Annotated in this window: 14 protein-coding genes; 5 read left to right on the forward strand and 9 right to left on the reverse strand. The window is 54.3% G+C overall.

Annotation, left to right across the window (positions count from 1 at the left end):
• Positions 1-126 precede the first annotated feature (126 nt).
• The 4 genes from FD744_RS03450 to FD744_RS03465 all read left to right on the forward strand — a co-directional run bounded on the left by FD744_RS03450 (position 127) and on the right by FD744_RS03465 (position 5,467).
• Positions 127-1,356 carry a LysR family transcriptional regulator gene (locus FD744_RS03450; RefSeq protein WP_160867323.1) on the forward strand — a complete coding sequence of 410 codons (1,230 nt, stop codon included), beginning with the start codon at positions 127-129 and terminating at the stop codon, positions 1,354-1,356.
• Between the two features lie 236 nt (positions 1,357-1,592).
• Entirely contained in the window at positions 1,593-2,969 is a 1,377-nt protein-coding gene (locus FD744_RS03455; protein ID WP_160867324.1) for an aromatic acid/H+ symport family MFS transporter, read from the forward strand.
• Between the two features lie 10 nt (positions 2,970-2,979).
• The gene (locus FD744_RS03460; RefSeq protein WP_160867325.1) at positions 2,980-3,960 is read left to right on the forward strand and encodes a VOC family protein; all 981 of its coding nucleotides are present in this window, start codon (positions 2,980-2,982) and stop codon (positions 3,958-3,960) included.
• A 136-nt stretch (positions 3,961-4,096) separates the two neighbouring features.
• Positions 4,097-5,467 carry an amidohydrolase gene (locus FD744_RS03465; protein ID WP_160867326.1) on the forward strand — a complete coding sequence of 457 codons (1,371 nt, stop codon included), beginning with the start codon at positions 4,097-4,099 and terminating at the stop codon, positions 5,465-5,467.
• 79 nt (positions 5,468-5,546) lie between these two features.
• Here the strand turns inward: FD744_RS03465 and FD744_RS03470 are convergent, their stop codons facing one another.
• Positions 5,547-5,756, reverse strand: coding sequence for a glycine zipper 2TM domain-containing protein (locus tag FD744_RS03470; protein WP_034823502.1), 210 nt, complete (start codon positions 5,754-5,756; stop codon positions 5,547-5,549).
• Between the two features lie 318 nt (positions 5,757-6,074).
• Between FD744_RS03470 and FD744_RS03475 the strand changes: the two genes are divergently transcribed.
• A complete protein-coding gene (locus tag FD744_RS03475) occupies positions 6,075-6,275 on the forward strand; it encodes a hypothetical protein (RefSeq protein WP_160867327.1) in 201 nt (66 codons plus the stop codon).
• A gap of 15 nt (positions 6,276-6,290) precedes the next feature.
• Here FD744_RS03475 and FD744_RS03480 read toward each other — a convergent pair whose 3' ends face one another.
• The 8 genes from FD744_RS03480 to FD744_RS03515 form a co-directional block, all read right to left on the reverse strand.
• Positions 6,291-6,881 (reverse strand): TetR/AcrR family transcriptional regulator, encoded by a 591-nt coding sequence (locus FD744_RS03480; RefSeq protein WP_058960536.1) that lies wholly within the window; start codon positions 6,879-6,881, stop codon positions 6,291-6,293.
• A gap of 78 nt (positions 6,882-6,959) precedes the next feature.
• Positions 6,960-7,511 carry a cytochrome b gene (locus FD744_RS03485; protein ID WP_160867328.1) on the reverse strand — a complete coding sequence of 184 codons (552 nt, stop codon included), beginning with the start codon at positions 7,509-7,511 and terminating at the stop codon, positions 6,960-6,962.
• Positions 7,511-8,554 (reverse strand): catalase family peroxidase, encoded by a 1,044-nt coding sequence (locus tag FD744_RS03490; RefSeq protein ID WP_160867329.1) that lies wholly within the window; start codon positions 8,552-8,554, stop codon positions 7,511-7,513. Before FD744_RS03490 ends, FD744_RS03485 begins: the two co-directional genes overlap by 1 nt.
• Before the next feature lie 221 nt (positions 8,555-8,775).
• Positions 8,776-9,642 (reverse strand): DeoR/GlpR family DNA-binding transcription regulator, encoded by an 867-nt coding sequence (locus FD744_RS03495; protein WP_160867330.1) that lies wholly within the window; start codon positions 9,640-9,642, stop codon positions 8,776-8,778.
• A 164-nt stretch (positions 9,643-9,806) separates the two neighbouring features.
• Positions 9,807-10,754 carry a D-ribose ABC transporter substrate-binding protein gene (locus FD744_RS03500; protein WP_034823484.1) on the reverse strand — a complete coding sequence of 316 codons (948 nt, stop codon included), beginning with the start codon at positions 10,752-10,754 and terminating at the stop codon, positions 9,807-9,809.
• Between the two features lie 69 nt (positions 10,755-10,823).
• Positions 10,824-11,879 carry an ABC transporter permease gene (locus tag FD744_RS03505; protein WP_202403386.1) on the reverse strand — a complete coding sequence of 352 codons (1,056 nt, stop codon included), beginning with the start codon at positions 11,877-11,879 and terminating at the stop codon, positions 10,824-10,826.
• 22 nt (positions 11,880-11,901) lie between these two features.
• Positions 11,902-13,440 (reverse strand): sugar ABC transporter ATP-binding protein, encoded by a 1,539-nt coding sequence (locus tag FD744_RS03510; RefSeq protein ID WP_058960532.1) that lies wholly within the window; start codon positions 13,438-13,440, stop codon positions 11,902-11,904.
• Complete coding sequence (locus FD744_RS03515; RefSeq protein WP_160832933.1) at positions 13,437-14,090, reverse strand: DUF2291 domain-containing protein; 654 nt, start codon at positions 14,088-14,090, stop codon at positions 13,437-13,439. Before FD744_RS03515 ends, FD744_RS03510 begins: the two co-directional genes overlap by 4 nt.
• Positions 14,091-14,261 lie beyond the last annotated feature (171 nt).

Genomic DNA, 14,261 nt, shown 5'->3' on the forward strand with positions numbered 1-14,261 from the left:
GTTCCCCTGCTATTGCGTTTTTTTCATCCTGACACGCACCACCGTGACCGAATAATGCCTTTCATTGTGCGAGCTATGATTTTTATTTATGTTGTGATCATTATCAGAGGTTCAGGGGCAGAGGGCATGCAGGAACAGGAAGACACTAACCACATTAAAATCATGCAGCTAAGGTCACTTTGTATGATTGCAGAACGGGGAACCGTCTCGGAGGCTGCGGAAGATTTATTTCGCACACAATCGGCGGTGACGCGATCGATACGTGATCTGGAACACACTCTCGCCACGCCTTTGTTTGAACGTCATGCCAGCGGGATGCTGCTCACCGAGGATGGCAAATGTGTACTGCCCCGCGCACAGCGTGCCCTCCAGGAACTCAAACAGATACCTGCACTTCTCGCTCGATTTAAACTGCGCGAGTCCATGCGGGATGACGCCGAACCGATTTGGTTGTTCAACGTCAGGCGCCTGCAGATATTTTTAAGGCTGTTTCATTTGCAGCATACGCAAAGCGTGGCCAGTTCACTGAGCATCAGCCAGCCCGCCGTCAGTGCCGCGCTAAAGGTGCTGGAGAAAGGGGCCAATATCGTGCTGTTCCAGCGCTCGCCGCGAGGTATGCAGCCGACAGCCGCCGCGCGTGAAATGGCGCCACACATCAGCCGCGCCCTGAATGAAATTCGCCATATCCCGGAAGATCTTGCCGCCCAGCAAGGTGTTCTGCAGGGCACCGTGCATATTGGTGCCCTGCCTTTGTGCCGCAGTGTGTTATTGCCCCGCGCGATCACCCGCCTGGTGACGGCACATCCGGCGATCAACGTCGTGACCAACGAAAGTGCCTTTAGCACGCTGATTACCGAACTCCGTGCAGGTGACGTTGATCTAATTGTCGGAGCCTTGCGTCATGACAGCAACGTCACCGATATCGATAACCGGCCGTTGTTCAGCGAAGAGCTGGTTCTGCTCGCCAGGCCACAACATCCGTTAACCGGTCGAACGTTAACCGCTGCCGATCTCACCGACACACAGTGGATTTTGCCGCGTGAAAACAGCCCGGCCCGCCATCTCTTAGAACACGCCTTTGCGACGCTGGATATTCCGGTACCCAAACCGGTGGTTGAGAGCGGTGACCTCGCCATCGTGCGCGGCTTATTAATGGACTCCGATATGGTGGCGGCGGTGTCATGGCACCAGCTGGAGTACGAATTGAAGTCAGGTGTGCTCCAACCTCTCTCCTTCACCCTACCCGATACGCGTCGTGATATCGGCATCACGTTGCGCGCGGGTGCGCTGCATTCCCCGGCTACATTGGCGCTGATTGAGTGCATCAGCGCCGAAGCTCATCCATCAGCGACCTAAACGAAATTCATACAAAGATTGCACGCCGTTTACGTATAGGGCTTTTCTACCGGGCACCACAAACCCATATTGACACCGCGGATTATGACAACTCGCTCACAATATAAACGTAACTCATACCGCTAAAAGCCTTTTTTGACAGACAGCTTGCCACACGGTGCTTACCGTGGAGCTGGATGAGTTAATCATGACTTGTCATTCAATAGACTTTGCGTGCCCGAAGAGAGAGCGAACGTATGAATACAAATAAGCTGGTCGACATCAAAGCCTGGATTGATTCGCGACCCATTTCCGCCTTTCAGTGGCGCGTGTTATTCCTCTGCCTGATCATCATTATGTTCGACGGTTACGATGCTGCCGTGATGGGATTTATTGCGCCTGCGCTGATTGAGCAGTGGCATATCTCACGCGCCGCGATGGGGCCGATCCTTGGCGCGGCGATGTTTGGCGTGGCGATTGGCGCATTGATCGCGGGTCCCTTATCCGATCGATTTGGCCGAAAAAAAATCATCCTTCTGGCAGTACTGATCTTCTCCGCTTTCAGTCTGATTTGCGCTTTCGCCACCACGCCGCTGCAAATGGCGATGATGCGATTCATTGCCGGGCTCGGGCTGGGCGCAGTCATGCCCAACTGCGTCACGCTGCTGGCAGAATATATGCCTGAACGTCGTAAGGGCGTGATGATTACCCTGATGTTCAGCGGCTTTAATATCGGATCCGGTCTGGGGGGCTTTATCGCGGCCGCGTTGCTGGCGCACTATCACTGGAATGCGGTATTGATTTTCGGCGGTGCACTGCCGCTGCTTATGTTGCCCTTATTAGGTTATCTGCTACCCGAATCCGCGTTAAATTTGGTGGTGCGCCGGGCACCTCGCGCGCAGATTGCTGCGCTGCTTAATCGCATGGGCGGCCAGTTTCAGCAGGAAACGGCTTTCGTGCTCAACTCTCCCCGGATCAATCGCAACAGCACCATCTCCCAGCTCTTCCACCACGGTTTTGCTCGCGGCACGATCATTTTGTGGGTGACATACTTCATGGGGCTGTTCGTGATTTATCTGCTTAACGGCTGGCTGCCGACCATTATGCGCTCGGGCGGTATTTCCCTCGAACAAGCGGCGATTCTGGCGGGGTTATTCCAGCTTGGCGGTCCGCTGGGCGGTATTCTGGTCGGTGCATTGATGGATAAATGCAACGCCAGAGTAGTGATTGGTGTGGTCTATCTGCTGGGTTGTCTCTGCTTGTTAGCACAAGGCATCTTCGCGTTTTCCGGGGTGGCGCTGGGCGTATTCATTTTCATTATCGGCATGTGTATTAATGGCGCACAGAATGGTCTACAGGTTTATTCCCCTGCTTATTACCCTACCGAAATGCGCGCCACCGGCGTGAGCTGGATGCACGGCATAGGCCGTACCGGTGCGATTCTCAGTTCTTCGATTGGCGGCTTGCTGATGGGTGCGTTCCCGGCGCAGTCGGCGATTTTCTTTATTCTCGCGCTACCCGCGCTACTGGCTGCGATCAGCATTGTGCTTCATCGCAATGTTTCTCTGTCTCTGAAAATAAAGGGCGCAGCACTGGATGACCTTCCGGCGCTGTCACAAACCCTCAATAAATAGGAATGGCATCATGACATCTCAACTTTCTGAACCCTGCTTCGATATTGCGCATCTGGCTCACGTGGAGCTTTACACCGACAAGTTTGAAGAGAGCCTCAACTTCTTTGTCAATGTTTATGGCTTAACGATCACTGCGCAAGACGACGATCACGTCTGGCTGCGCGCCTGGGATGATTATGAGTTTCACAGCCTGAAGCTTACGCGTCATCACACGACCGGCGTGGGGCACATTGCCTATCGCGCCGCTTCACAGGCTGCGCTGGAACGGCGTGTTGCGGCGATTGAAGCCAGCCCCTATGAAGTGCTTGGTTGGGTCAACGACGATCAGGGTCACGGACAGGCATTTCGCTTTACCGATCCTTTTGGCCACATTTTTGAGATCTATTACGACACGGTCCGTTATCAGGCACCTGACGATCAACGCCCGTCGCTGAAGAACCTGTCCCAGCGTTACCATGCGCGTGGCGCCTGTCCGCGCCGGCTGGATCACCTTAATCTGTTGGCTGCCGATGTCAGTGAATTCAAGCGCTTTATGGAAACCTGCTTAGGCTCCCGCGTCACAGAGATGATTCAGCTGGATAATGGGCGGATTGGTGGCTGTTGGTTCACCATCAACAATAAAACCTATGATTTGGCCTGTACTGAAGAACACGGTGGCGGCAACGGACGTTTACACCATGTGACCTACGCGACCGACACGCGGGAAGACATACTGCGCGCAGCTGATATCTTCCTGGAAAACGGCGTACATATTGAAACCGGCCCACATAAGCATGCCATTCAGGGCACGTTTTTCCTCTATGTCTGGGAACCGGCGGGAAATCGCGTCGAGCTGGCCAATTCCGGAGCCCGATTGATACTCGCGCCAGACTGGCAAACAGTGGTCTGGACGGAGAGCGAGCGTAAGAAAGGCCAGGCGTGGGGCCTGAAAACCATTGAGACGTTCCATACTCATGGCACACCGCCGATGCCCAAACCGCAAAATCATTAACCCTTCAACAGAACATCGGATAGCGATGCTGTCCGATGCGTCATTACTTTTCTCCATAGTCATCAGTGGAAAAAATCACAGCACAGCGCTTATCGCTCCTCTAGGGTAAATCTCCCCTACAAGGAGAACATAATCGATGAGCCTCATGACTTCCGGCAACCGCCGAGACTTTATTTCCGCTGGCATCAAACTCACGGCGGCAGGTACGCTGCTCGGTGCCGGATTAAGTAGCCGTAACGCTGCGGCCACTGCCTGTCCCCCTGAAAACCTGATGCAGATCGACGTTAGCCACTATCTGCTGCGCAATGTGCGGCTGGAAGAAGCCTTTGTACGTCATCACGACGTGATCACCGCGACACGCACCGGGTTGTACGATATCGAAATCAACGGCTCAAATATCGCGGGTATCCACGCGGCAGGTTTCAGCAGCACCCTTCCCGCCTGGGATGCGGCGAGTCATATTTTGCTGCCTGCAACGCGCGATATGCACATCCATCTCGATAAAACCTTCTATGGTGATGGCTGGCGCGCCCCGCTGCCGCGTAAAAGCGTGATTGATATGATTCATCAGGAAGAGCAGATTCTTCCTGAGATCGTGCCGACCTCCGAAATGCGTGCCGAGAAGCTGATTGGCCTGCTGCAATCGAAAGGCAGCACCGAAGCGCGCAGCCACTGCAATATCGACCCGATCAGCAAACTAGATGGGCTGGCGCACTTGCAACAGGCGATTGCTAACCACCGTCAGGACTTTACCGCGAAGATTGTCGCCTTCCCGCAGCATGGACTGTTGCGGTCCAGGGTCGAAGGCATGATGCGTGAAGCGATGAAAATGGGCGCCAATTTTGTCGGCGGCCTGGATCCGACCAACGTTGATGGTGCGATGGAGAAATCGCTGGATACGATGTTCAGCATTGCACTGGATTTTGCTGCGCCAGTGGATATCCACCTGCACGAAACCGAGCCGCACGGTGTGGCCGCGATACGCTACATGCTGAAAACGGTGCGCGAGAATCCGCAGCTAAAAGGCAAAGTCACCATCAGCCATGCGTTTGCGCTGGGCACGTTATCGGGGAGTGAACTGGATGCGATGATCGAGGAACTCAAAGCGCAGCAGTTCAGCATCGCCACCACCGTGCCGATTGGGCGCGTGATCATGCCATTGCCGCAACTGCGTGCGGCGGGCGTACCGGTATGGTCCGGCACCGATACCATTGCCGACCACTGGCAACCTTTTGGCAGCGGCAGCATGCTGGAAAAAGCCAACGTCTATGCGCAGTTGTATCGTGGCCCGGATGAGTTCTCATTGAGTCGTGCATTGGGTATCGCCACCAATGAAGTCCTGCCGCTGAATAGCCAGGGTGAACAACAGTGGCCGAAGGCGCAGGATAGCGCAACGATGATGTTAGTGGCGGCGAGTTGTTCTGCTGAAGCGGTGGCGCATGTTGCACCCGTGATAGCAACCTTCCATAACGGCAAACAGGTATTTGGCCAGTTAAAGAAAATTTAATCGGGGAATAAAACGAAGGTATAAAAGTTATTATTTCGTCGCGCATTGAGTGCGCGACGAAATAGATCAGCAGGATGAATCAACGACTCACTTCATGACCAATCAAACCACCGATGGCTGCACCACCCAGCGTACCAAAGGTACTGCCGCCGGTTAATACTGCGCCACCCACAGCACCAACACCCGCACCAATTGCCGTATTACGACCACGATGCGACATGCCACAAGCGGTAACTGATAAACAGACTAAAGCGACAATGGCGATACTGCAGCTGCGTTTTAAAAGCATCGAAATCCTCATTACCATTAAAAAATGGAATGCAATTGTTTTTAATTTGATTGTTGTTAAGACACCAAATCGTTGGCGACTTGCACTGCTCGTCGGCGCTAATTTAAGAGGATTTGTGAAACGACGAAAGGTAAAAATTCCTATTTTCAGGCGGTACTGGCGAAGCGGTGAGAAAGCGCGCGAAACGCCCCTACCCGGCCTCTCACGGAGGTTTAAACCTGCTGTGCTTTACTGTTAATCCATCCCTTGACTGCCAGCCTACCAACTAGTAGATTAATATTTATTCGGCTGACCTTAGCAACAATTTCAGGGGGCATTGTGAGTGTGATTCATTTTCCTGACCAATATCCTGACTGCCGTCCTTCAGATTGTGAATCAACGCAAGCGGATAAACAGAATGTTCGCGAATTTGCGTTGAACATTGCTGCGCAATTACGCAACGATCCTGAATTAAATAAACAGGCACCTTATCTGGTGGATAAAGTGATTCTGTTGTTGATGAAAGAGTCGCGAAGATAAATGGCCGCAAAGCCATTAAACGGAAATAACCAGACTGTTAAGCACCGGTTTAATCATGGGTAAGAACAGTTCGGGGTTATTAAACGCGCGCGCGGCAATCATCGCACCGTGCACCGTCGCCATCAGCGATTTGGCCTCCATTTCCGCCCCTTCACGCAGAATAAACACCCCGCGCTTTTCCCCCTTCTGCAACACACCGGCCAGCCACGCGGACAGATCGGCGAAATGTCCGGTCACTTCAGCCGCCACCTCTTCCGGTAAGGTCGGCAACTCCACTGCCAGCATCACGCAAATACAGAACGGTGAGCTGTTTTCCTTAATGCAGGTTGCCCAAAAGTTCACATAACCGTTCAGCTCAGCCAGCGGATCATCACTGAAATGCTCACTGGTCGCGGCCATGCCGGCTCGCGCCTCCTCACGATAATCATTGACCACGGCCAGCACCAGATCGGCTTTGCCCGGAAAATGATGATGAATGCTGGCTTTACGAATTTGTACGCGTTCTGCCAAATCGGCATAGCTGAAACTTTTATAACCACCAGCTGTGAGCAGCGCTCGGGTGTGGTTAATGATTTCAGTGGCTTTAGGCGAACGTTCAACGGTCATGCAGGGCTCCGGCAGCAAAGATGAAATGGCTGCAAATCAGCAAATTGGCACTGAACCTACTGACCTGCAGCGGTGATGTCAAGGCGCTTCAGAACGCTTACGGCGGCCGGTCATACTCCTGAATACGCCATCACGCAGAATCAGCGCATGGAACAACGCGGCGGCAAGATGCAGCATCACCGTGACGAACAACGCTAAAGCAACCCAGGTATGCAGCGGACGCAACCAGGCATACAGGTCATTACTGATCGGCGTAATCGGTGGCAGCAGCAGACTGCCACCCAGATTCACCGGATAGCCTGCCGCCGACAGCATCGCCCAGCCAATCAGTGGCTGGGCCAGCATCATGGCGTACAGCGCCCAATGTGAAAGATGCGCCAGCGCTTTTTGCCCGTTTGATAGCGTGGACGGCAGCGCGGGTTTGGCGGTGGTAAAACGTAGCCACAATCGCACCACCACCAACAGCAATATCATTAAGCCCAACGGCTTATGGATCGCCACTAGCAAGCTGTGCAGTGACGAGACGGTGGCGACCATGGCCACGCCGATAAAAAGCATGGTCATAATAGCGGCAGCCATCAGCCAGTGAATGGCGCGCAACGCCGGATGGAAAGTCTCTGTGTGTTTCATCAGTGTGCTCCTGCCTGTTCACGGGTACGGGCGTTGTAGGATTTGGCATAAGCCGATGAACGTGCATTGAGAATCGGATCATCCGAGGCGGTGATGCCCTCGGGCAGAATCAGCGGATCGTAATTGATGTCGTTACAGGCGCCCTGCTGCTGTGGCGTGGTTTGGTTAATGGTCAGGATTCCCGCATTGATGGTCTGCCGGTCCGCTGGCCAGGCAATCGAAGCATCGCTGCTTTTGTCCTGCGCGTCTGCGACAGTGATGATCAGGTCCCACTGCAGCGGCCCTTTGGCAAGACGCTGTTGCAGATCGCTTTGCAGGAAGTTGCTGTCATTTTTATCGGCGGCATTGATCGGCTGATAATCGGTGTGCGGCACCATACTCCAGCGCACCACATGGCTCTTGCCGGCCGAATCAATAAAGTTGAAGGCGTTAAGGCTATTGTAGCGATCGCTGGCCCAGCTAGAGGAAGGAACATACTGCTGCGCCCAGCCGAAGAACGGTTTGATTTCGGGATGTTTTTCTACAAAGGCCTGAATCTTCGCGGGATCGGGCTTGCCTGTTTTGGCATCCGGCAGCGTGGCGATTTGCAGATCGTAAAACCCTTCCACGCTATTCACCGGAAACATCGGCATGGCATTCATCCCGGTGCGCCACTGCTGACCATCTTTTTGGTAAAACGCTAACGCCATGCTGCGCACCGGCACGGCATAATCCGGGGCGTTCGGATTGCCACCGGCAATAGCAAAGCGCCCGATCACGGGGGTTTCGCCCGGTGCAAACAGCCCGGCACGCGACAGCACGCTGGCATTGCCGTTAGCGGCAAAGCTGCCGTTTATGCAGACGCCTTTGGCATGATTGCGTCGGTAGCCGGGATGCTCCCCGCCTGATTTTTGTAGCACGGTAATGAGCTTATCGGAGGTCAACTTATCCGGTGTTAACCAGCCGCCAGCCCAGAGAAATAACGCGATGACGATCAATGGTACCACTGCAATAGCGGCCAGACGGGTGAGTGTCTGGCCGGTCGTAAGAGAAGGCTTGTTCATAGGTTCGCTCAACATGGCATAAATTAAGACAAGGCAGTTACCCGAGCTGAATGATTAGCGCGTGGCAATCAATTGCACCGTCTTCGTTCACGGTGGCAGAGCTATCAATCTACTAGTAGGTAGATTGCATTGTCAAACGCATTTGAACAGGCCGATGCACCACTGTCGCAGCCGACAGTGAGTGCCTCAGGTTATCTGAGGGAATAAATTCGCAGGGGTTATCAGACTTCTTCGCGTGTGGTCGTGTGGATCTTCATCGGCGCAACCACGACGTTCACACCCAGATCCTGCATCCGTCGTAGCACGGGCACCGGCGTACCCTGGTTGACAATCACCACATCGAACTCGCTGAGATGGGCAAAACGATGCAGCGCCCGGCGTTCAAATTTGGTGTTATCCATCATCAAAATACGTTTCTGTGCAGCATCAAACATCGCTCGTTTGGTTTCGACGGTTTCCGCTGACTGATGAAAGACCGTGTCATCAATGATCGCTGACATACTGACGAAGAACACATCGGCGCGCAGACTGGCAATTTCTTCTCGCGTCATGCGGCCCATAAACGCATTGCACCAGTGATAAAACTGACCGCCTAATCCCATCAGCGTGATATCGCGCCCGCTGCGCAACTCATTCATCAGCGTCAGTGAGTTGGTGATCACCGTTAACGGGGCGCGCGCGTGTAACAAGCGCGCCATCTGCAATACCGTGGTGGAATCATCGAGGAAGATCGCCTGTCCTGGCTCCAGGTAAGTGGCCGCCACCTCAGCGATGGCTTGCTTCTCTTCCAGTTGACGCGTCGCGCGGTAGATATCGCTGGACTCGACCAGGCTGGTTGGCGTGGCGGAGACCACCCCACGCGATTTATGCAGCAATCCGCGTTCGACCATCTCATCAATATCACGGTGCGCGGTCATCAGGCTGATGCCAAAACGGTCGGTGATATCTTCAATGCGAATAGCGCCTTCCGCCATCACGGCTTCCGCGATCAACTGGCGTCGCGCCAGCTGCCGAGCCTGACGGCTGTCGCTGGGTAAGGGTTCGGCCATGAAGACGTTGAGAGAAGAGTCCTGCGGGTTGTGCGCCATATTTCGTCCAGAAAGTGATGCAGAAATGCGGGTTCCAGGTGATTACAACGCGGAAACGCGCCTTTTGCAAATGGTGTGGTGTTTGGACTCACGAGAAGGGTTACAGCGACGCACCGTAGTGCGTCCGCTGAGCAGTGTGCGGCCCGAAAGCCGCACGTCATGCATTACTGCTTCAACACAAACGGTGATACGAAATTACCCGCGTTCTCTTTGGTGATCAAAATGCAGTCAAACAGCTGTTTTTCCGATGCTGCGCCGGTTTTACCGGTTTTCAGGAAGCTGTCAGCCTGCTCTACCGCTTTCTGCGCGAATTGCGCCACGGGCTGCATCACGGTATACGCCAGCGTACCGGCTTTTACGGCATCAACGGCATCCGGAGAGCCATCAAAACCACCGACTTTGATTTGGTTCAGCTTGCCGGCTTCTTTCAGTGCGGCAATCGCCCCCAGCGCCATTTCATCGTTGCCGCTGATCACGCCTTTGATGTTCGGGTTAGCCTGCAGCAATGACTGCATCTTGTTGAAGCCCTGGGTACGGTCCCAGTTGGCGACTTCCTGACCCACTTTCTTCAGCGTCGGGTACTGTGACAACACGGTATCAAAACCATTGGCACGCGTTGCCGCGTTGTTATCGGATGGCGGGCCCACTAATTCAACATAGTTGGCGGTATCGCCTACCTGTTTCACCCACTCCATCGCGCCCACCGCCGCGCCCTGCGCATTGTTAGAAACCAACTGCGCTTTGGCCAATCCGCTCTGATTCAGCTCAGCGTTAATGATAAACACCGGGATATTCGCCGCGATGGCTTTTTTCACTGAACCGACAGAACCATCGGCGTTAGCCGGATCAAGAATAATCGCCTTGGATTTGTTGGTGATCGCCGTATCAATCAGCTGGCTTTCGGTGTTGGTATCACCTTTGTGCGCGCTGACTTTTGCGCTGTAGCCAAGTTTTTCAGCGGCTTTTTGCGCGACCTGACCTTCTGTCAGCCAGTAAGGGTTGGATGGATCGTTGACGATGATGGTCATCAACCCGTTATCCGCCCAGGTCGGTGCAGCGAAGGTGGTGATCGCCATCGCTGCGGCAGCAATAAACAAACGTTTTGTGAACATAGGTGCTCCGTTATTATTTAGGGTACAGGTTTTACGGATAACCGCGCGCTGCCAGACAGCGCGCGTGAGTTAGCGACTGCGTTTGCCGTATTGCAGGGTGTTGAGCAATACCGCCAGCACAATCACGGCGCCAGTGAACACCGTCTGCCAGTAGGCAGAGACGCCGATAATCACTAAGCCATCAGAGAGAAAACCGATTACAAAAGCGCCCAGCAGCGTGCCGCGCACGTTACCGCGACCACCGGTTAAGGCCGCACCGCCAATCACCACCGCGGCAATCGCGGTCAGTTCATAAGTGGTGCCCGCCGTTGGACCGGCTGAAGTGAGCTGTGAAGAGAGCACCAGCCCCGCCATCGCGGCACAGATACCCGACAACACATAAACGCTGATTTTGATGCGTTTCACCGGCACGCCGGAGAGATCGGCGGCGCGCTCGTTACCACCCGAGGCATACAGCCAGCGGCCAAACGCCGAACGACTCAGCAGGAAACCACAGGCCAGTGCTACCACACCCAGCACCAGCACACCGACCGGGATATTGAAGATGCGATTGAAGCCGAGCCAGTCAAAGCCGGTGTTGCCTAGCGCATCACTTCCAGAGAGTTTGTTGTAGGTCAGACCATTGGTGATCAGCAATGCGATACCGCGTGCCACATACATGGTGCCGAGCGTGGCAACAAACGCCGGAACGCGGAACCAGGCAATCAGCACGCCATTCACCAATCCCACCAGCGCGCCAATCACCAGCGTCAATATCGCCACCGCCCACACGGGCAGATACAGCACGACACCTAGCGCGTCGAGGTTAATCCCCTGCATCATAAAGCCGGCCATCACGCCAGCCAGACCCAGCGTTGAACCCACGGACAAATCAATGCCGCCATTGAGGATCACCAGCAACATGCCAATGGCGGGTAAGCCAAAAATCGCCACATGCGAAGCCATGGTCAGGAAATTGGCGCCGGTAAAGTAGTTAGGCGAGAGCATGGAAAAGGTGATAATAATCACCAGCAACGCAATAAACGCACGCCCTTCCAGCAGCAATCGCGCCAGATTGAGACTTTTATCGGTCTTCTTTTTACTCGCGACGGGTGGCGAATCCAGCGTGTGTGTTCTGTCTGTCATACCGTTTGCTCCGTTTTTCATGTCATGCCACCAGAGACTCGCCTGAAGCGGCCATAATGCGTTCTTTACTCACGCTGGAATCGAAAATGGCGTTAATGCGCCCTTTGCTCATCACCACAATGCGATGCGCAATACTCAGGCATTCGCCCACTTCCGAGGTGGTATACACCACCGCCAGCCCCTTTTTGGCGTTTTCCGCCAGCAGACGAAACACTTCCGCTTTGGCACCGATATCAATGCCGCGGCTGGGTTCATCCAGCAGAATCACTTTGGGACGGGTGGCCAGCATTTTGCCGATCACCACTTTTTGTTGATTGCCACCGGAGAGCGATCCGATGGCCGCCTCGCCGCCAGCGGTTTTCACCGTGACGTTGCGAATACTGTCCGTCACCAGCTGCTTTTCACGTCGCGGTGACAGCACCAAACCGCGCACAAATTCGCTGATACTGGCGAGCGACAGGTTTTCGCCCACTGACATGGTTTGCACCAGACCGTCGCGTTGCCGATCTTCAGGCACCAACGCAAGGCCGATTTGAATGCGCTGTTGAATGGTCAAGCCGCTGACATCGGTATCCTGCAGCAGAACGCGGCCCTGGCTTTGATGAATACGCCCGGCGATACACTCCAGCAGTTCGGTGCGCCCCGCGCCCATCAGGCCATAGATGCAGACAATTTCACCGGCTTTCACTGACAGCGAGAGGTTATCCACCAGCCGAATCCCGGTTTTGCTTTTCACCGTCAGGTCTTGCACGGTCAACGCCTGGTCACCAAACTCATAACCTTGCGGCGGCGAACCCAGGTCAAAGTGATCGCCCACCATATTGCGCACGATCCATTCGAGATCGATCTCATCGCGTTTCGCGTACGCGGTCATCACGCCATCACGCAGCACCACGGCGCGATCGGTGATCTCCAGTGCCTCTTCGAGATGATGTGAGATGTATACAATGGCTACACCCTGACTGGTGAGATCGCGGATCACCTGAAACAGCACCGCGACTTCCGCAGCACTGAGCGCCGATGTCGGTTCATCCATGATCAGAATCTGTGAATTCACCGACAACGCACGGGCGATTTCGACAATCTGTTGTTGGCCCAGACGCAGGTTTTCCACCGGCGTCAGCGGATCAATTTCCTCCTCCAGCGCCGCCATCAGATGGGCGGTTATGCGGGCTTCTTCCGCGTAGTCCACCCCACCCGGCTTCATGATTTCGCGCCCCATAAAGATGTTGTCGCGCACGTTCATGTTGGGAGCGAGATTCAGCTCCTGATGGATAATCGAGATGCCGCAATCGCGTGCTTCAGTGGCGGAGCGAAACACTTTCTCTTCGCCGTTGTAGAGAATTTCCCCGGATGTTGGCGTAATGACGCCCGACAAAATTTTCATTAGCGTGGATTTACCTGCGCCGTTTTCACCAAACAACGTGGTGACTTCACCGCGACGGATCTCAAAATTCACGCCTTTAAGTGCATGGGTCGATCCATAGATTTTGCTGATGTTGCGCGCTTCAAGGATCACTTCGCCTTTTAGTAGCGCCGGGTTAACGTTGAATGGTTTCATTTCACCTCCAGACTGACTGGCGTCACCATCCAGTTATTCGGCGCGAGCAAACGGAACACCCCGACCACCTGCACGGTTTTCCCGGGCAGCGCATCACGATCCAACTTATCCAGTACTTTGGCTTTCATGGCGCGATTGATCGCCGAACCGGCGTTTTGATACTCAATCTGGTTGGTAAAATCGCCGAACTGGATTTTTCCGCTGGCATCACGTAAATCGGTGCCGGTAATGGCCGGGCCCGTTTGCAGGCGAATCACATTTCCTTCCGGTAAACCGGCCACTTTCAGTGGAAAAATGCCCATTTGACCAGGCTGCACCACGCCTTCCAGCTTGACGGGGATCACCGGGAGCGGCGAACCCACACCGTATTTCTGTACCGCTTCCTGTTGATTGGCTTTCAGCGCATCGGCGAGGGTTTTGGCATCCACCGCACGCGCTTCCACATCCTGCTGAATACCGGGGAAGGTTTTCTCCCCGTAGCTATCCGGCGAGAAACCTTGCTCTTGCACATCTTGCTCGGAACCGATTTTCACCACTTTTGTGTCAATGGCCATGGCGGCAATCACCGCAACCACCACAACACCGATGATGCTGTAGCGGCGGATGCGCTTGCGGGAGAGCTGCTGTGCCAGCATTGAGACATCGGACATAACGTGACCTCTCACTGTTATCTGCTGCGATAATCGCCGCATTAAATGTTATAAATGTGATAACTCTTGTGATGAGGATTGTGCTGATGTGACTAAATTGTCAACAGGGGGTTCACGAATTTTTCAGGAGCGCGATCTGGATCGCTAAATTCACACCTTAACGCCTTCATC

The organism is Pantoea sp. Taur (assembly GCF_009830025.1).
In the GTDB taxonomy this organism is placed as follows: domain Bacteria; phylum Pseudomonadota; class Gammaproteobacteria; order Enterobacterales; family Enterobacteriaceae; genus Pantoea; species Pantoea communis.